Source organism: Mesorhizobium sp. B2-4-1, from assembly GCF_006442185.1.
Lineage (GTDB): Bacteria > Pseudomonadota > Alphaproteobacteria > Rhizobiales > Rhizobiaceae > Mesorhizobium.
Map to the genome: position 1 here is coordinate 664,561 of NZ_VFVN01000002.1, position 19,459 is coordinate 684,019.

Sequence of the window (19,459 nt, forward strand, 5' to 3'; positions counted from 1 at the left end):
CTTAGCGGTCCTTGGGGTCGAGCGCATCGCGCAGGCCGTCGCCGACGAAGTTCAGGGCGAACAAGGTGGAGACCAGGAAGAAGGCAGGGAACAGAAGCAGCCAGTTTGCAGTGCCGATATTCTTGGCGCCGACCGAGATCAGCACGCCCCAGCTGGTCATCGGCTCCTGGATGCCGAGCCCGAGGAACGACAGAAAGCTCTCCAGGATAATGACCTGCGGCACCAGCAGCGTCATGTAGATCACCACCGGCCCGAGCAGGTTGGGAATGACGTGGCGCAAAAGGATGCCGCGCTGGCCGACGCCCATGGCCTCGGCCGCCTGGACATATTCCTGGCGGCGGATGGACAGCGCCTGGCCGCGCACGATGCGGGCCATGTCGAGCCACAGCACGGCGCCGACCGCCAGGAACATCAGCACGAAGTTGCGGCCGAAGAACACCACCAGCATGATGACGAAGAAGATGAAGGGCAGCGAATAAAGCACGTCGACGATGCGCATCATCACCTCGTCGACCCTGCCTCCGGCAAAACCGGCAGTGGCGCCATAGAGCACGCCGATGGCCACGGCCACGACGCCGGCGAGCAGACCGATGGCCAGCGAAACGCGCCCGGCCATCAGCGTCCGCGACAACAGATCGCGGCCGGTGTTGTCGGTGCCGAAAAGAAAATATTGCTGCTTGACCGAGGCGCTCATCGTCGCTTCGAGGCCGTCAGGCGACTTGCTTTCGATCCTGGTGTCGTCGAAGGCGTCGGACCGGTCGAGATAGCGGATGTTGCGGTCGTCGATCGCCTTGCTGGAGGTGACGGTGACGAAGACGCGATTGCCGTCCTGGCGCCAGTCCTTGATGTCGACACGCATGCGCTTGATCGCCTCATTAAGCGCGGTCTCGATCATGTCCGCCTTCGGATAGGCCGACAGGCTCGGCGGCGTACGCACATAATCACCATAGATGGTGGTGTATTGGTGCGGCACGAACCAGGGCCCGAACACGCTGATCACGGCGATCAGGATCAGATAGTAGAGGCTGAACATGGCAGCGCGGTTGGCCTTGAGGCGCGCCCAGGCATCGCCCCACAGCGAACGGCCGACGACCGGTGCGGCGATCGCGATATCAGTCATAGCGCACCCTCGGATCGACGACGGCATACATGACGTCGACGATCAGGTTGAAGACGATGGTGAAGATGGCGATGACCACCACCGTCCCCATCACCAGCGTGTAGTCGCGGTTGAGCGCGGCATCGACGAAGTAGCGCCCGACGCCGGGAATGGAGAAGATCGTCTCGACGATGATCGAGCCGGTGAGCAGGGCGGCGGCAGCCGGACCGGTGAAGGAGACGATCGGCAGGACGGCGCCGCGCAGCGCGTGCTTGACCACCACCGACCAGTCGGACAGGCCGAGCGCGCGCGCCGTGCGGATGTGATGCGAGCGCAGCGATTCGATCATCGAGCCGCGCATCAGGCGGGCGACGATGGCGATCTGCGGCAGGGCAAGCGTCAGCACGGGACCGATCTTGTTGATAAGCGCACCATCGCCCCAGCCGCCGATCGGCAACAGCTTCCAGGTCAATCCGAACACGAGCTGGATAATCGGCGCGATGACGAAGGTCGGGATGGTGCTGCCCGCGGTTGCCAGCGCAATCACCGTGTAGTCGCCAAGTTTGTTCTGGTTGAGCGCCGCAATGGTACCGAGCACGCTGCCGAGCAGCAGCGCCAAGATCAGCGCGGAGGCGCCGAGCTGAATGGAAATAGGCAAGCCCTTCGCGAAAAGCTCGGTGACGGTAAAGTCCGGCATATTGTAGCTCGGGCCAAAATTGCCGCGCAGGAGATTGCCGAGATAGTGGACATATTGCAGCCAGAGCGGGTCGGCGAGCCCGAACTGGGCTTCAAGATTGGCCCTGATCTCGGGGCTCAGGCCCCGCTCCTGGTTGAACGGGCCGCCCGGTGCGACGCGCATCAGGAAGAACGCCAAGGTCACGATGACGAATAGCGTTGGAATGGCGGTCAGAAGCCGCCTGAAAATGTAGCGTAGCATCGGCGGTGCCCTGCTTCGGCCAGGGTGACGGGCATCCAACCGGACGCCCGCAGCGCTCTGGCACCTCTCATCTTCGCACCATGGCCTGCGAAAATCGATTTCGACTTTCGGGCCCCATGCGACGACAGCTCGAACCGCCGTCCTGAACGGGCGGCGGGTCGATCAAGGTTTTCAATCCTTGGAGATGAAGCGGGACGGATGCACGTCCATGACGTTGTCGACGAAGCCGTGCAGCTTCGGGGAAACGATATCGTGGTAGCTATAGTAGAGAAGCGGGATCTGGCCGACGTCATCGACGAGGATACGCTCGGCGGCGGCGAGTTCCTTCATGCGCTCTTCCGGCTTGCCGCCGGCGGCGGCCGCCTTGTCCATGGCCGCCTCATATTGCGGGCTGTCATAGACCGAATAGTTGTTGCCGCTGGCCTTGCGCGAGATGCCCAGGAAGGTTTCGGGATCCTTGTAGTCGGCAATCCAGGCGGCGCGCGCAACGTCATAGTCACCCCTCTGCTCGAGGAAGGAGTAGTGGGTCTTGGTGTCGGTGTTGAGCAGCGTGACGTCGACGCCGAGCGGCTTCAGCTGTTCCTGGATGGCGACCGCGGTATTCTTGTGGTTCTCCGAGGTGTTGTATCGGATCTCCATCTTCAGCGGATGCTCCGGCGTGTAACCGAGTTTCTCGAGTATCTTCTTGGCTGCGTCCTCGCGGTCGATCTGCGACATGTCGGCATATTTGGCCATCGCCGGCGTGTAGCCCTCGATGCCCGGAGGGACCATCGAATAGCCTGGCAGCATTGAATTCTGCCAGACCTTTTCGGCAATGAAATCGCGGTCGATGGCCATCGAGATGGCATTGCGCAGCTCGACATTGTCCCAGGGCTTCTTGTCGGTCTTGATCGCGTAGTAATAGGTGCCGAGATACGGCCCCACCTTGATCTGATCACCGAACTTGGCCTTGAGGTCGGCGAGCTGCTCGGTCGGTAGATCGTCGTAGCTGTCGAGTTCGCCGGCCTCGAAGCGCTTCATCGCCGAGGAGCGATCCTCTGTCGGGATGTAGTTGACGACGTCGATCTTGACGCTTCCGGCATCCCAGAATTTCGGATTCTTGACCAGTTTCATATGATCGTTGGGAACCCACTCGGCCAGCGTATAGGGGCCGTTGGAAACGAGATTGCCCGGCTTGATCCAGTCGGCGCCGAGCTTGTCCATGGACGCCTTGTTGACCGGATAGGTCGCCTGGTGGGTCAGCATTTCGAGGAAATATGGCGTCGGCGCCTTCAGCGTCACTTCAAGGGTGGTCGCGTCGATGGCCTTGACGCCCATGTCCTCGGGCTTGCCCTTCTTGGTGTTGACTTCCTCGGCGTTCTTGACGGGATAAAGCATCGAGGCATATTCGGCGGCCGTCGCCGGGTCTTCGAGGCGGCGGAAAGCGAAGACGAAGTCTTCGGCCGTCACCGGGCTGCCGTCGGACCACTGGCCGTCCTTCCTGAGCTTGAAGGTGTAAACGGTACCGTCATCCGACACCGTCCAGCTCTCGGCGGCGCCGGGGATGACGTTGGCCTTCTCGTCCTGCATCACCAGACCTTGGAACAGGTCGCGCAAGACGTTGGCTTCATAAACCGTCGACGTCTTATGCGGATCAACCGACTCGGATTCGGCAGCAGTGCCTCTGTTGTAGACGACCTCGGCAAAGGCCGGCGTGTAGAATGTTCCGGCGGCCAGCGCCATGGTTGTGGCGAATGCCGTCGCCTTCAGCATGTTTTTCAGCATGAAGTTTCTCCCTGTCGGCGCTGCCAACGGCGCGCCTTTGCGTGTTGACGCCCCGGGACCGATGTCTGGCCCCTTTGAGCGCGCCGCCGGTTCCCTCCGTCGGCTGGTGGCAGGAGACTAGACAGGCGGCAAGCTCTTTTCAACCGAGTACTGATTGACCCTAAGTCAATAGCCAGGAATCAAAGAAGCCGCGGCTAAATTAGCGTAGCTTTTCAATCATACACACTTCCAGGTTGCGCCTAGAGTTTTCGCTTTTTGCATGCGAACTTTGGCATGCTCGGCGGCATGGTTCAGAACCTCATTCGCCGGATCCAGGGGCGCCGATTCCAGACAGACACTTCGGCAACTTCGGCGGTTGAGTTCGCTCTGCTATCACCGATATTCATCCTTCTCCTGCTCGGAATGGTTGCATACGGTATCTATTTCGGCGCGGCCAATTCAATACAGCAGATCGCGGCGGACGCCGCCCGGACGGCCATCTCGGGGCTGAACCAGACCGAGCGGCAGACGCTCGTGGCCTCGTTTCTCGCCAATAATGCCGGTGGATATCCCTTCGTCGACGCCAGCAAGCTGACTTATCGGGCCAATGACAGCACGGCGGACGGCAATCAGTTCGTGGTGTCGATCCAGTACGATGCCCGAAACCTGCCGATCTGGAATCTCTTTCCGGGCATAGCCATGCCGGGTACAACGATCAAACGCCAATCAACGATCAGGGTCGGGGGCATCTGAATGCTGCTCTGCGCGCACTTGAAGGTCGGCAGGCTTGCACGCCTGATGCTTGGTGACCGGCGAGCGAATTTCACGGTGATGGCGGCGTTGAGCGCGCCGGTCGCGCTGGCGCTGGCAGCGGTGGCGATCGACGAGGCCTCCATTTACACCGAGCGCCTAGAAGCACAGGCGATGGTCGACCTGGCAGCGATCACCGCGGCTTCGAACATCAACAACGTCCAGACCGCAGTCTTGACCACGCTCACCGACAACGGGATGCCAGGTGTCGTCGTTCAGGGCTCGGGTCAAACCATTCCCGCGGCGGTGGGCAAAACCGTCGTGACGGTCACGCGGGGCCGATATGCAGGGGCATCCTCGGTCAATGTGGATCAACGCTTCCAAGCAGGCGTAACCCCTTACAACGCGGTTCATGTGACCCTGCGCAAGATCCCCAACCGCTATTTCGCAAGCTCGCTGATCCCAACGCCCATCATTGGCACCGAAGCCACCGCCAGCATGACGCCACAGGCCACTTTCTCGGTCGGATCGAGGTTGCTCAGCGTCAATACCAGCAACAGCCCCATCCTCAACGCGCTTCTCGGCGGCCTCCTAGGCGGCAACATCTCGCTCAGCGTCATGGACTACAACGGATTGATCTCCGCCGATGTCAGCGTGCTTTCGTTCGTCGATGCCCTGGCGGTGCAATTGAACCTGACGGGCGTGACCTATTCGGACGTTCTGGCCTCAAAGGCTACAGTCGGCCAGATCGCCACCGCCATGGCCAATGTTCCCGGGCTCGGCAACACGGCCAAGGTCGCCTTGCAAACCATGGCAAGCAAATCGACTAACACGGTCAAGATTCCGCTCAGCCATCTCATTGACCTCGGCCCCCTCGGCAGACTTGGCCTCGGGCAGAGGCCAGCCGGCCTTGGCGTTGACGCCAGCGCGATGGGAATGCTGATGGCCGCCGCCGAACTGGCAAACGGTTCGAAGCAGATCGACCTCGGTCTCAGCACCGGCATACCGGGGGTGCTGTCGAGCACGCTCGCCATCGCCGTCGGCGAACCGCCGCAATCCTCGCCATGGCTGAAGGTTGGCGAAGTCGGCACCATTGTGCGGACGGCCCAGACCCGCATCAAGCTGGTGGTGAAGATCGGAGCCGGCAACAGCAATGTCGGAGGCGGTATCACCCTGGTGTCGGTCAGTCTGCCTCTGCATGTCGAAGTCGCCTATGCCGAGGCCAAGCTCACCGACATAAGTTGTCCGACAGGCCCCAGCAGCATCAAGGTGACCATCGCCACTCGTCCCGGTATCGTCGAAGGGCATCTCGGCGACAGCAGCAGCGCCGGCTTTGCCGATGTCACCAACAAGGAGACGTTTTCCAACACGGAAATCGCGAGCGTGAAACTTCTGATCATCCCGGTGCTGTCGGTGGTGGGCTCAGCGGCGTTCGACATGGCCAACAACACGCCGACGACGTTGACTTTCAACAAGGCCGATATCGATGCCAAGACGATAAGGACCGCTTACACGCAAAATTTTACCCAGTCGTTGACTACGTCGCTGGTCAGCGATTTGTCGCTGACGGCGAATTTACTCGGTCTGCCGCTGCTGAATCTGAACACGCTGATCGCAACCGTAAGCCCGCCAGTGGTGGCACTTCTGAACAGCGTAACAGCTCCGGTCGACACGTTGCTTACCAATCTGCTCGGAGCTCTTGGCGTGCGTCTCGGTGAAGCCGACGTCCGGGTCACCGGCGCAACGTGCGGACGTGCCGTGCTTGTCCAGTAAGATGGCCGGCACGCGCTGATCTAGGCAAGGTGTCCAAGAAAGCATCCGAGTGTCGGCAGCAAAAGCACGGCTTCTCCGGCGAGCGAGGCATCGCCGCCAAGTTTCGCAACCGCTCCTAAGTCTTGCGGCAGCGGCCAATTGGCCGGTTCCCCGGCGAAATTGAAGGCACAAAGCAGCCTCTCATCGCCATGCTCGCGGACAAAGGCCAGCACGTCGCCTTCGGCGTCGAGAAAGCGGATCGAACCGCCGACCAGCGCCGGATGCCGCTTGCGCAAAGCGAGTGCCGAACGGTAGGCGGAAAGTACCGATTGCTCATCGCCGCTCTGTACATCGACCGCGCGAGCGCGATGGCTTTCCGGCACCGGCAGCCAGGGTTTACCGGTGGAGAAGCCCGCATTATCGGCGCCGGACTCCCAGACCATGGGCGTGCGGCAGCCATCCCTTCCCTTCACACCGGGCCAGAAGCGGATGCCTACCGGATCGCGCAGGTCCTCATAGGCAAGTTCCGCCTCCGGCAAACCGAGTTCCTCGCCCTGGTAGAGGCAGATCGAGCCACGCAGGCAAGAGAGCAGCATGATCGAGAATTTGGCCACCACGTCAGGATCGCCGCCCGGCCGCGTCCAGCGGCTGACATGACGCATGACGTCATGGTTGGAAAACGCCCAGCAGACCCAGCCATCTACGACAGCGTTTTCGAAAGCCTCGACACAGCCGCGCACATGCGCCGCCGAAAATTGCGGGCCAAGCAGATCGAAGGTGTAGCACATCTGCAGCTTGTCGCCGCCGGAGGTGTAGGCGGCCAGCGTCTGTAGGGAGCGCCCCTCATCACCGATTTCGCCGACGGCGGCGCGATCCCCGTACTCGTCGAGCAGCGCCCGAAAGCGCCGCAGGAACGCTAGATTTTCCGGCTGCGTCTTGTCGAATAGGTGCTCCTGGTAGAGGTAGGTGTTGGTCTCGGTGTTGGTGCCTGCAACGCTCGACGCCAAGGGCGGGTTGCTGCGCAGCCAGCGGTCGTGGACGTAGTAGTTGACGGTGTCCAGCCGGAAGCCGTCGACGCCGCGCTCCAACCAGAACCGCACTGTATCCAGAAGCGCGTCCTGGACCTCCGGGTTGTGAAAGTTGAGATCCGGCTGCGAAGCGAGGAAATTGTGCAGATAGTACTGCCGGCGGGTCGCATCCCATTCCCACGAGGGGCCGCCGAAGACCGACAGCCAGTTGTTGGGCACACCACCATCCGGTCTGGCGTCGGCCCACACGTACCAATCGGCCTTTGGATTGTCGCGGCTGGCGCGGCTTTCGACGAACCATTCGTGCCTGTCGGAGGAGTGCGACAGCACCTGGTCGATGATGATTTTCAGGCCAAGCCGGTGCGCTTCGGCAACCAGTGTATCGAAATCCTCCAACGTGCCGAACATCGGATCGACGTCGCAATAATCCGACACGTCGTAGCCCATATCGGCCATCGGCGACTTGAAGAAAGGCGACAGCCAGACGGCATCGGCGCCGAGCGAGGCAATGTGGGCGAGCCTTGATGTGATGCCGGCGAGATCGCCGCTGCCGTCGCCGGTCGTGTCCTGGAAGGAACGCGGGTAGACCTGGTAAATGACGCAACCGCGCCACCAGTCGGCCGCTCGCTCGGCATTGTCGTCAGTCATCACGACCCTTTCCCTGTCTGGGCCCTTCCGTCCTGCGCTCGATCATGAAATTCACGCTGCGGCCCGGCAGCGCGCGAGAAAGATCAACTGCTTGCGCTTCGATGGCGGGATGCCATCGGAATCCGTCTCGCGCGGGCAATGTGAAGATGCATTGGCGGCGATCGCCATTGACCATGACGGCAAGCCGGCCATCCACGCCGCCGAGCAGCATGACGAGGCGATGCCGGGCGGGATCGTTCCACTCCGCCTCGCCGAGCAGCGCCCCCGTCTCGGTGAGCCAGGCGACGTCGGCAGTGTCCGACCCGGCCAGCGGCTGGCCGGTGAGGAAATCTGTATTAGAGAGCGCCGGCACCGCGCGGCGCAAGGCGGCCAGTGCACGCGCGTAGCCTTCCAGCGCCTGGTCGCGCCCCTTCCAGTCGAGCCAGGTGATGTTGTTGTCCTGTGCATAAGCGTTGTTATTGCCTTGCTGGCTGCGGCTGAATTCGTCGCCGGCCGTCAGCATGATCGTGCCGCGCGAGGCGAACAGCGTGGCGAGCAGCGCACACTGGTCGCTGAAGCGCGCCTTCGCGATTGCCGCGTCGTCCGTCGCGCCCTCGACGCCGTTGTTCCAGGACAGGTTCTCGTTGTGGCCATCGCGATTTTGCTCACCATTGGCCTCGTTATGCTTCTCCTCATAAGCAACGATGTCGGCCAGCGTCATGCCGTCATGGGCCGCGATGAAATTCACCGTGCGGCTGGCGGGCTGGCCGCCCTTGGCGAAAATATCGGACGAACCGGCAAGTCGTGTCGCCAGCGTACCAACCATGCCGGCATCGCCGCGCCAGAAGCGCTTGGCATCGTCGCGATAACGATCGTTCCATTCCAGGAAGCGGGAGGGGAAGTTGCCGAGCTGATAGCCATCGAGACCGATGTCCCAGGGCTCGGCGATCAACACACGGCCGGCCAACAGCGCATCCTCGCGCATCGCCTCCAGCAACGGCGCTTGCGCTTCGAATGTGCCGTTGACGCGCCCCAGCACCGGTGCCAGGTCGAAACGAAAACCGTCGACGCCGGTATGGCGGACAAAATGGCGAAGCGTGTCGAGCACCATTTCCCGCACCGCCGGGTGATCGCAGGCAATCGTGTTGCCGGTACCGGTGTCATTGACCAGCCTGCCATCCGGCTGATGCCGGTAATAAGCCTGATTGTCTAGGCCGCGCAGCGACAATGTCGGACCGAGCCTGTCACTTTCGCCCGTGTGGTTGAAGACGAGGTCGAGAATGGTGCCGATGCCGGCCGCACGCAGCGCGGCAACGGTAACGCGCAATTCGGCCAGGCCGCCAGGGGCCAGGCGCGGGTCTAGTGCCATGAAGGTGACAGGGTTATAACCCCAGGCGTTGCTCAACCCGAGCGGCGGCAGATGCCGCTCGTCGATCGATGCGGTCACCGGCATCAGTTCGACGGCGGAGACGCCGAGCCTTTGCAGGTGCTCGACGATAGCCGGATGAGCAAGCGCGGCGGTCGTGCCGCGCTGTTTTTCCGGGACATCCGGATGCAGCTTGGTGAAGGCGCGCACCGGCACTTCGTAGATCAGGCCGCCCGGACGGAACAGCGGCGGCGGCACAGGCACAGCCGTGAGCAAGGCTTTCGCCACGGCCTTCGGCATCAGCGGCGCGGTATCGGCACCTTCGTTGCGCCGCGCGGCGAGACGCCAGTGATAGGCATAGGGCCGATCGATCTCGACGGCGTAGGGATCGGTCAGCAGCTTGTCGGGGTCGAACCAAAATCCGCGCTCGGGCGCGTAGTCGCCATCGGCGCGGAAACCGTAGCGGGTGCCCTCGGCAAGGCCGGAGACGAAGAGTGCATGCACCCCCTCTCCTTCCGCTTTCAGCTCCAGCCGGTCGAGTTCGCGGTTTCCCTGTTCGTCGAAGATCGAGACCCAGAGGCGGCGCGCCGACGAGGACCAGGCGGCAAAGCGGATGCCGTCGGGGGTGATGGTGGCGCCTAGTGAGGTCATCGGCGCGTCCTCCACCCTCCCCCTTGTGGGAAGGGTCGCGAACGAAGTGAGCGGGGTGGGGGGTGACGCCGGCAAAGCCCTCTACGAGCACCCCCACCCCGACCCGCTACGCGGATCGACCCTCCCCACAAGGGGGAGGGTGAAGCCACCGCCACGCTCAAGTAATCACGCTCGGCTTGTCGCGGCCGGTGTGGCTCCTAATTCCCGCGATGTCATCCGCTGCCGCGATCAGATCGGCGAGCGCCTTCTGCGTATCGAGATCGTGCCTGGCCTTGTCCGGCTCGTAGCGCTCGATGTAGACGCGCAAGGTGGCGCCCGAGGTGCCCGTGCCGGAAAGCCGGAAGACGACGCGCGAGCCGCCTTCGAACAGCACCCTGATGCCTTGATGCTCGCTCACCGAACCGTCGACCGGATCGTGATAGGTGAAGTCGTCGGCATTGGCGATCTTCAGGCCGCGCACGCTGGTGCCCGGCAGCGAGCCAAGCTTGGCGCGCAGTTCGTCGACCAGCGCATTGGCGCGCCCGCTCTCGACTTCCTCGTAGTCATGGCGCGAATAATAGTTTCGGCCGTAGGTCGCCCAGTGCTCGGTGACGATCTGCTTACAGCTCTCGCCGCGCGCGGCGAGGATGTTGAGCCACAAAAGCACGGCCCACAGGCCGTCCTTCTCGCGCACATGGTTGGAGCCGGTGCCCGCACTTTCCTCGCCGCAGATCGTCGCCATGCCGGCGTCGAGCAAATTGCCGAAGAATTTCCAGCCGGTCGGCGTCTCATACATGCCAATGCCGAGTTTTTCGGCGACGCGGTCGGCGGCCCCACTGGTCGGCATCGAGCGCGCAATGCCCTTCAGGCCTTCCTTGTAGCCCGGCGCCAGGCGGGCGTTGGCGGCGAGCATGGCGACAGAATCCGACGGGGTGACGAAAATGCCCTTGCCGATGATCAAATTGCGGTCGCCGTCACCGTCGGAAGCGGCACCGAAATCCGGGGCGTCCGGTCCCATCATCTCGTCATAGAGATGTTTGGCATGGACCAGGTTCGGATCCGGATGGTGGCCGCCGAAATCCGGCAGCGGCTTGAAGTTGCGGCAGGTGCCGTCGGGCGCGCCAAGCCGGTGTTCGAGGATCTCCTTGGCGTAGGGGCCGGTCACCGCGTGCATGGCGTCGAAGCGCATGCGAAAGCCCGACTTGAACAGTTTGCGCAGCGCGTCGAAATCGAACAGGCTTTCCATCAGCTCGGCATAGTCGACGACCGGATCGATGATCTCGACCGTCATGCCGGCGGCCTTGACGGTACCGATCGCGTCGATGTCGATCGGATCGATGTCGACGGTCTTGAAGCTGGAGATCGCCTTGGTCCTGGCGAAGATCGCATCGGTCAGCTTTTCCGGCGCCGGGCCGCCATTGCCGGCATTGTACTTGATGCCGAAATCCTCGTGCGGGCCGCCCGGATTGTGGCTGGCTGACAGGATGATGCCGCCGAACGTCTTGTACTTGCGGATGACATGCGAAGCGGCCGGCGTCGACAAGATGCCGCCCTGCCCGACCATCACCTTGCCGAATCCGTTGGCGGCGGCCATGGCGATGGCCTTCTGGATGACCTCGCGATTGTAGAAGCGGCCGTCGCCGCCGATCACCAGAGTCTTGCCCTTGAACCCGTCCAGCGCGTCGAAGATCGACTGGATGAAGTTCTCGGCATAGTGCTCCTGCTGGAACACAGGCACCTTCTTGCGCAGCCCCGAAGTGCCGGGCTTCTGGTCGGAATAGGGTTTGGTGGGAACGGTGCGTATCATGCTTCAAGCAACCCTTTTCGAAAGCAGCAGGCGATAGAGTTCAACGTATTTGTCAGCGCTTCGGTCCCAGGACAGGTCGGTCTTCATGCCCTGGCGCTGGATGGCCTCGAAGATCGCGGGGCTGGCATGGGCCTCGGCCAGGCGGCGGATGGCATGAAGCAGCGCGCCGCCGTCGCTGGGCGCGAACTGGAACCCGGTCGCCACGCCGGCGGCAATCGCCGCCTCGTTGGCGTCGATGATGGTGTCGGCGAGCCCCCCGGTGCGGGCGACCACCGGCACGCAGCCATAGCGCAGGCCATAAAGCTGCGTCAGTCCACAAGGCTCGAAGCGCGACGGGATAACGATGGCGTCGCAGCCGCCCTGCATGACGTGAGACAGGCCTTCGTCATACCCCACGACGACGCCTATACGGCCGCGGTGGCGTGCGGCGGCGGCGAGCAGCGCGCCTTCGAGGCCGGCATCGCCCGAACCCAGAATAGCCAACCGCGCGCCCGTCGCAACGATGCCGTCGACCGCCGTCGCCAGTATGTCCATGCCCTTCTGCCAGGTCAGGCGGCTGACGACGCAGACGATCGGGCTACCGTCGCGATCGAGGCCGAAACGGCCCTCGACAGCGGCCCTGTTGGGCGCGCGCGCCTTGAGCGAGGCGGCTGTATAGTTCGACACCAGATGCTTGTCGGTCTCCGGGTTCCAGATGGCGGTGTCGATGCCGTTGACGATGCCATAGAGATCGCTGGAGCGCATGTTGATCAGGCCGTCGAGACCCATGCCGAATTCCGGCGAGCGGATTTCTTGCGCATAGGTCGGGCTGACGGTGGTGATTGCCCAGGCAGCCTGCAGGCCGGCCTTGAGGAAGCCGACGCCGCCATAATATTCCACGCCGTCAAGCGCCATCGCCGCCGTCGGCAGTCCGAGTTCGCCGAAGATGCCGGCGCCGAACTGCCCCTGGAAGGCGAGGTTGTGGACAGTCATCATCGACGGCGTGCCGACCGCTTTGCCATAGCGCATATAGGCCAGCGTCATCGCCGACTGCCAGTCATGGGCATGCACGATATCGGGCATGTAACCGGAGATGGCACCGCCGGCGATGTCGGCGCCGGCCTGGCTGAGCGCTGCGAAACGGCGCCAATTGTCCGGCCAATCGGCACCCGCGGCATTGCCATAAGGACCGCCGGGACGATCGAACAGATGCGGCGCATCGAGCACGAAAAGATCGAGCCCGGCAAGCTGGACAGAATGGACCGAAGCCTTGCCGCCCTGCAGCAGCGGATACTTGTAGACAGACTTTTTTTTCTTGAAGGCGTCCATCACCATGGGAAAACCGGGAATAAGCGTGCGCATGGTCACGCCTTTGGCGGCCAGCGCGACGGGCAGCGCGCCGGTCACATCGGCAAGCCCGCCGGTCTTGATCAGCGGAAAGATCTCGGGCGTGACCGACAGAACCTGCATGCGCTTACCGAACCGCTCCTGGTGCATGTAGCCCAAACCGTGCAGCGGTTCTGGGGCAAGGACATGCACAAACCACCCTAAAGTGACAGCTTGTTGATCAACCCGATCGGATTGACAACTTGTTGATCAAACTGATCAGGTTGACAACTTGTTGATCATGTCCTGCGTGATCAGGCAGATGCCCTTTTCCGAAACGCGGAAGCGCTTGGCGTCGAGCACGGGATCCTCACCGACCACCAGCCCTTCCGGTATCCTTACACCGTGGTCGATGACGACGCGCTTCAACGTTGCGTTCCGGCCGACATGGACGTCGGGCAGCATGACGACTTCTTCCAGCGTCGAATAGGAATTGATGCGCGCGCCGGTGAAAATCAGGCTTTTCCTGAGCGTCGCGCCCGAGACGATGCAGTCGCCCGATACCAGCGAGGACACGGCCGAACCGCGCCGTCCATCCTCGTCATGCACGAACTTCGCCGGCGGCTTCAACTCGGCATAGGTCCAGATCGGCCAGTCGCGATCGTAGAGGTCGAGTTCGGGCGTCACGTCGGTCAGGTCGATATTGGCTTCCCAATAGGCATCGACGGTGCCGACATCGCGCCAGTAGGCCTCATTTTCCGCGGTCGAGCGCACGCAGGACTTGGCGAAGCGGTGGGCGATCGCCTTACCGTGCTCGACGATATAGGGGATGATGTCCTTGCCGAAGTCGCGGCTTGAACCGGGCTCGGCCGCATCGCGGCGCAGCTGCTCCATCAGGAACTTGGTCTTGAACACGTAGATGCCCATCGAGGCCAGGGCAAACTCCGGTTTGTCTGGAATGCCGGGAGGGTCGGCCGGCTTTTCGACGAAGGCGATGATGTTGTCCTTGGCATCGACATGCATGACGCCGAAGCCCGTGGCCTCCATGCGCGGCACTTCGAGGCAGCCGACGGTGACATCGGCGCCGGCGTCGACATGCTGGCGCAGCATCAGCTCGTAGTCCATCTTGTAGATGTGATCGCCGGCGAGGATGACCATGTATTCGGGGCCATAGGCCTCGATGATGTCGATGTTCTGGTAGACCGCGTCGGCCGTGCCTTCATACCACTGGGTTTCCGACACGCGCTGGCTGGCCGGCAGGATATCGAAGCTTTCGTTTCGTTCGGGCCGCAGGAAGTTCCAGCCGCGCTGCAAATGGCGGATCAGCGAATGCGCCTTGTATTGGGTTGCAACCCCAAGGCGGCGGATGCCGGAGTTGAGGGCGTTGGAGAGCGCGAAATCGATGATGCGCGTCTTGCCGCCGAAATAGACCGCCGGCTTGGCGCGCCGGTCGGTCAGTTCCTTGAGGCGGCTGCCGCGCCCGCCGGCCAGCACATAGGCCATGGCGTCGCGGGCCAGCGGCTGGGTTCGTTTCGAGTTTGCCATTTTCTACCCTCCCAAGTTACCCGGTCTCGACATGGCTTGTTCCGCGACCAGTTCAAGCATGATCGTCGACAGCGGCGGCAAGAGCATCGTTGCGGAGATGCCCCCTTCCTCCGCCCGCGCTTCGACGGCGCCGCCATTGCCCTTGCCGGATCCGCCATATTCGGAAGCGTCCGTGTTGATGATCTCGCGCCATGTGCCGGCTTTCGGCAGCGGGACGCGGTAGTTGTCGCGCGGCACCGGCGTGAAATTGGAGATGATCGCGACCGGATTGCCTCCCGGCGCGCTGCGCAGCCAGGCGAAGACGGAATTCTGGCTGTCGTCGACGATCAGCCAGGAAAAGCCTTCCGGCTCGCAGTCGCGGCCGTGCAGGGCCGGTCGCGAGCGGTAGAGATAGTTGAGGTCGCGCACCACCTGCCAGACACCGCGATGCGAGCGGAAATCGAGAAGATTCCAGTCGAGCGCGCGCGCCTCGCTCCATTCGCGGCGCTGCGCGAACTCCTGGCCCATGAACAGCAGCTTCTTGCCGGGGTAGCCCCACATGAAAGCGTAGTAGGCGCGCAATGTCGCGAATTTCTGCCAGTCGTCGCCGGCCATCTTGCCAAGCAGCGTGCCTTTGCCGTGCACGACCTCGTCATGCGAGAGCGGCAGCACGAAATTCTCCGAGAAGGCATAGACCAGGCCGAAGGTAAGGTCGTTGTGGTGGTGTTTGCGGAAGATCGGCTCCTTGGAGAAATACTCCAGCGTGTCGTGCATGAAGCCCATGTTCCACTTGAAGCCGAAGCCCAGCCCGCCTTCATGGACCGGAGCCGAGACCTTCGGCCACGAGGTCGATTCCTCGGCGATGGTCATGACGCCCGGATGGTGGCCGTAGAGCTCCTTGTTCATCTTCTGCAGGAAGCTGACCGCCTCGAGGTTCTCGCGGCCGCCCTTCTCGTTAGGAATCCATTCGCCTGCCTTGCGCGAATAATCGAGGTAGAGCATCGAGGCGACCGCGTCGACGCGCAGGCCGTCGACATGATATTTTTCGGCCCAGAACAACGCGTTGTTGACCAGGAACGACACCACCTCGCGGCGGCCGAAATTGTAGATCGCGGTGTTCCAGTCGGGATGAAAGCCCTGGCGCGGATCGGCATGCTCGTAGAGCGCAGTGCCGTCGAAATGGACAAGGCCGTGCTCGTCGACCGGAAAATGCGCCGGCACCCAGTCGAGGATGACGCCGACGCCGGCACGGTGGGCGCCGTCGACAAAGCGGGCAAAGCCGGCCGGGTCGCCAAAGCGCGCCGATGGCGCATAGAGGCCTGTCGTCTGGTAGCCCCAGGAGGGATCATAGGGATGTTCGGAGATCGGCATGAACTCGATGTGGGTGAAGCCGGTCTCGACGACATAGGGGATCAGCCGGTCGGCCAGTTCATCCCATGACAGAAACGTTCCATCGTCGCGAAGCTGCCAGGAGCCGGCATGGACCTCGTAGATGGAGATGGCCTCGCGCCGGGGATCGGCATTGCGCCAGAAACTGCGATGCGCCTCGTCGCCCCATTGATGGGCGGGCGACGCAGCGGTCACCGACGCGGTCGCCGGGCGCAGTTCGGACTTGAAGGCAAACGGATCGGCCTTCAGCGGCAATCTCACGCCATCGGGGCCGATGATCTCGTACTTGTAGGGCCTGCCGGCGCCGATATCGGGGATGAATACCTCCCAGATGCCGGTGTCGCGGCGGTCGCGCATCGAATGGCGGCGGCCGTCCCAGTCGTTGAAATCGCCGACCACCGAGACGCGCCTTGCATTGGGGGCCCAGACGGCGAAATGCACTCCGGTGGCGCCTTCGTGCTCGATGACATGCGCGCCGAGCTTGTCGAACAGCCTCAGATGCGAGCCCTCGGCAATGTAGTAATCGTCCATCGGACCGAGCACCGGGCCAAAAGAATAGGGATCCGTCAACCACCAGTCGCCCCCGGCATTCCTGGCGTGATAGCGCAATGGCTGGCGCTTCTTGATCGACAGCTTGCCTTCGAAAAAGCCGCCATCGTCACGCCTGGACAGTTCACCAGCAATCATGCCGGTCAGCGTATAGGCGGTGACGAACTCCGCATGCGGAACGAAACAGCGGGCAAACAGGTTCTTGCCCACCTCATGGACGCCGAGGACCGCAAACGGATTGCCGTGCGTGCCGGCGACAATCGCCGCGACATCGCTGGCCGGGGCCGATCCGTCCGGCCCGCTTGTCGCAGCGGTCGCGCGCGGTTTCCTCATCGGGCAGTGTCCCTCCCCGGGCACCAAATGTTTGTTTTAAGGTATAAATTCGGCGTTTGAACTCACACCCCGGACTACATCGTTCGTGGCCTCATGCAATCACATCAGGCAGGTACGTTCCAGATGTCTTTCGCGTATTGGCGGATCGTGCGATCGGAAGAGAACCAGCCGACGCGCGCGACGTTGCGGATTGCCCTGGCGTACCAGTCCGGACTGTTGCGCCAGACGGCGTCGACGTCTCGCTGGCAAGTGGCATAGGCGTCGAAATCCGCCGCGACCATGAACCAGTCGCTGTCGTAGAGACCATTGATGAGATCGCGGTAGCGGTTGGGATCATCGGGCGAAAAGACGCCCGATGAAACGGCCGCGAGCGCCTGCGACAGTTCGGGCGATGCCTTGATGACGCCACGCGGATCGTAGCCATTGTTGCGGCGCTCGGCGACCTCCGCCGTGGTCAGGCCGAAGATGAAGATGTTGTCGTCGCCGACGCACTCCTTGATTTCGACATTGGCGCCGTCGAGCGTGCCAATGGTCAGCGCGCCGTTCAGCGCGAACTTCATGTTGCCGGTGCCCGAAGCCTCCATGCCGGCGGTCGATATCTGCTCGGAGAGGTCGGCGGCCGGCATCATGATCTCGGCGAGGCTGACATTGTAGTTCGGCACGAACACCACCTTGAGCAAGCCGCGAACGGCCGGATCGCGGTTGATGACCCTGGCAACGTCGTTGGCCAGTTTGATGATCAGCTTGGCATTGTGGTAGCTGGGCGCCGCCTTGCCGCCGAAGAATTTCACGCGCGGCATCCAGTCGCGCTCCGGGTGCGAGCGGATCTGGTCGTAGAGCGCGACCGCCTCGAGGATGTTCAGGAGTTGGCGCTTGTATTCGTGGATGCGCTTGACCTGGATGTCGAACAGCGCCGAGGGATCAAGCCTGATACCGAGCCGGTCGGCGACGAGATTGGCCAACTTCACCTTGTTCTGCCGCTTCACGCCGGCGAATTTTTCGCGGAAAGCGGTATCGTCGGCAAAGGCATCGAGCCCCTTGATGGCCTCGATGTCATCCAGGAAGCGGTCGCCGATCGCCTCGCGGGCGAGTGCGGTCAGACCTGGGTTGCACTGGATCAGCCAGCGCCGCGGCGTGATGCCGTTGGTCTTGTTGTTGATGCGGTCGGGATAAAGCGTGTGCAGGTCGGCGAACACCGTTTCCTTCATGAGCTCGGTGTGCAGCGCAGAAACCCCATTGATCGAATGCGAGCCGACGAAGGCGAGATTGCCCATGCGCACGCGACGGTCGCCATTCTCCTGGATCAGCGAGATGCGGCTGATCTGCTCGCCGGAGAACTGATTGGTGGCGCGCGCCTCGAGCAGCACCTGCGCATTGATGGCGTAGACGATCTGCATGTGGCGCGGCAAAAGCCGCTCGAACAGCGGCACCGGCCAGCTTTCCAACGCCTCCGGCAGCAGCGTGTGGTTGGTATAGCCGAAGGTGCGTTTGGTGGTGTCCCAGGCCTGGTCGAAATCCATGCCGTGGACGTCCATCAGGAGGCGCATCAGCTCCGGCACGGCGATCGCCGGATGGGTGTCATTGAGGTGGATTGCCGCCTTGTCGGGCAGCGACTTCAGGTCGCCATATTGACTGAGATGCCGCTGCACGATGTCCTGCAGCGAGGCGGTGGAGAAAAAATATTCCTGCCGCAGCCTGAGTTCCTGCCCTGCCATGTGGGAATCGGCGGGATAGAGCACGCGCGACAACGCGTCGGCCTTGTTGCTTTCGGCAAGTGCGCCGATGTGGTCGCCAGCATTGAACTTGTCGAGCAGGATCGGATCGACCGGCATGCCCGACCAAAGCCGCAAGGTGTTGACGCGGTTCCCCCGCCAGCCGACGACGGGTGTGTCGTAGGCGACGGCCAGCACATGCTCGGTCGGCTTCCAGACATGGCGTTCCAGCCGGCCATCCCTGGTGGTGACCGATTCCACCGAGCCGCCGAACCCGACCTCGAACGACCGTTCGCGGCGTTCGAACTCCCAGGGATTGCCGTGATCGAGCCAGGTCTCGGGCAATTCCACCTGCCAGCCGTCATGGATCTCCTGGCGGAACATGCCGTTGGCGTAGCGGATACCGTAGCCATGCGCGGGAATATCGACGGTGGCCATGCTTTCCATGAAGCAGGCGGCGAGCCGGCCGAGGCCGCCATTGCCAAGTGCTGCATCCGGCTCAAGCGTGGCGATGAGGTCGAGTTCCACACCCAGCGACGACAACGCCTCGCGCATGTTCTCCATCAGGCCGAGATTGGAGAAGGCGTCACGCATCAGGCGGCCGATGAGGAACTCCAGCGAGAGGTAATAGACGCGCTTTTCCTGCTGGGCGTAGGCCTCTTTCGTCGCCTGCATCCAGCGATCGACGATGCGGTCGCGCACGACCTTGATCGAGGCGGTCAGCCAATCGTACTGGGTGGCGACGGTGGTGTCCTTGCCGACCCTGTATTTGAGGGCCATCAAGACTTCCCTTGCGAGCGTCTTGGGGTCGGGATTTTCAAGCAGTGGCGGGAGGGGGTCGGATGTCATCGTGCGCGTCATGCTGCCTCTCGTGCGTTTGCCACGATCATACCGGCTTTCATCATTCA

At 62.6% G+C, this 19,459-nt stretch carries 12 protein-coding genes; 2 read left to right on the forward strand and 10 right to left on the reverse strand.

Going from position 1 to position 19,459, the window contains the following annotated elements; translation table 11 throughout:
* Position 1: 1 nt before the first annotated feature.
* From FJ949_RS07895 to FJ949_RS07905, 3 genes are all read right to left on the reverse strand, one after another.
* Positions 2-1,120, reverse strand: coding sequence for an ABC transporter permease subunit (locus FJ949_RS07895; protein ID WP_140494797.1), 1,119 nt, complete (start codon positions 1,118-1,120; stop codon positions 2-4).
* A complete protein-coding gene (locus FJ949_RS07900; protein ID WP_140494801.1) occupies positions 1,113-2,036 on the reverse strand; it encodes an ABC transporter permease subunit in 924 nt (307 codons plus the stop codon). Before FJ949_RS07900 ends, FJ949_RS07895 begins: the two co-directional genes overlap by 8 nt.
* A gap of 171 nt (positions 2,037-2,207) precedes the next feature.
* On the reverse strand, positions 2,208-3,800 hold the full coding sequence (locus FJ949_RS07905; RefSeq protein ID WP_140494803.1) for a peptide ABC transporter substrate-binding protein: 1,593 nt from the start codon (positions 3,798-3,800) through the stop codon (positions 2,208-2,210).
* Between the two features lie 285 nt (positions 3,801-4,085).
* Between FJ949_RS07905 and FJ949_RS07910 the strand changes: the two genes are divergently transcribed.
* On the forward strand, positions 4,086-4,532 hold the full coding sequence (locus FJ949_RS07910) for a TadE/TadG family type IV pilus assembly protein (RefSeq protein ID WP_140495051.1): 447 nt from the start codon (positions 4,086-4,088) through the stop codon (positions 4,530-4,532).
* Entirely contained in the window at positions 4,533-6,302 is a 1,770-nt protein-coding gene (locus FJ949_RS07915; protein ID WP_140494805.1) for a TadG family pilus assembly protein, read from the forward strand.
* A 20-nt stretch (positions 6,303-6,322) separates the two neighbouring features.
* On the opposite strand, the gene FJ949_RS07920 is transcribed toward FJ949_RS07915, so the two are convergent.
* The 7 genes from FJ949_RS07920 to FJ949_RS07950 all read right to left on the reverse strand — a co-directional run bounded on the left by FJ949_RS07920 (position 6,323) and on the right by FJ949_RS07950 (position 19,412).
* Positions 6,323-7,957, reverse strand: coding sequence for an alpha-glucosidase family protein (locus FJ949_RS07920; RefSeq protein WP_140494807.1), 1,635 nt, complete (start codon positions 7,955-7,957; stop codon positions 6,323-6,325).
* Positions 7,950-9,953, reverse strand: coding sequence for a glycogen debranching protein GlgX (gene glgX, locus FJ949_RS07925; RefSeq protein WP_140494809.1), 2,004 nt, complete (start codon positions 9,951-9,953; stop codon positions 7,950-7,952). Before glgX ends, FJ949_RS07920 begins: the two co-directional genes overlap by 8 nt.
* Before the next feature lie 157 nt (positions 9,954-10,110).
* Positions 10,111-11,739, reverse strand: coding sequence for an alpha-D-glucose phosphate-specific phosphoglucomutase (locus FJ949_RS07930; protein ID WP_140494811.1), 1,629 nt, complete (start codon positions 11,737-11,739; stop codon positions 10,111-10,113).
* Positions 11,740-11,742: 3 nt separating this feature from the next.
* Positions 11,743-13,188, reverse strand: coding sequence for a glycogen synthase GlgA (gene glgA, locus FJ949_RS07935; RefSeq protein ID WP_140494814.1), 1,446 nt, complete (start codon positions 13,186-13,188; stop codon positions 11,743-11,745).
* A 135-nt stretch (positions 13,189-13,323) separates the two neighbouring features.
* On the reverse strand, positions 13,324-14,589 hold the full coding sequence (gene glgC / locus FJ949_RS07940; RefSeq protein ID WP_140494816.1) for a glucose-1-phosphate adenylyltransferase: 1,266 nt from the start codon (positions 14,587-14,589) through the stop codon (positions 13,324-13,326).
* 3 nt (positions 14,590-14,592) lie between these two features.
* A complete protein-coding gene (gene glgB, locus FJ949_RS07945) occupies positions 14,593-16,839 on the reverse strand; it encodes a 1,4-alpha-glucan branching protein GlgB (protein WP_140494818.1) in 2,247 nt (748 codons plus the stop codon).
* Between the two features lie 104 nt (positions 16,840-16,943).
* Complete coding sequence (locus FJ949_RS07950) at positions 16,944-19,412, reverse strand: glycogen/starch/alpha-glucan phosphorylase (protein ID WP_140494820.1); 2,469 nt, start codon at positions 19,410-19,412, stop codon at positions 16,944-16,946.
* Positions 19,413-19,459: the final 47 nt, after the last annotated feature.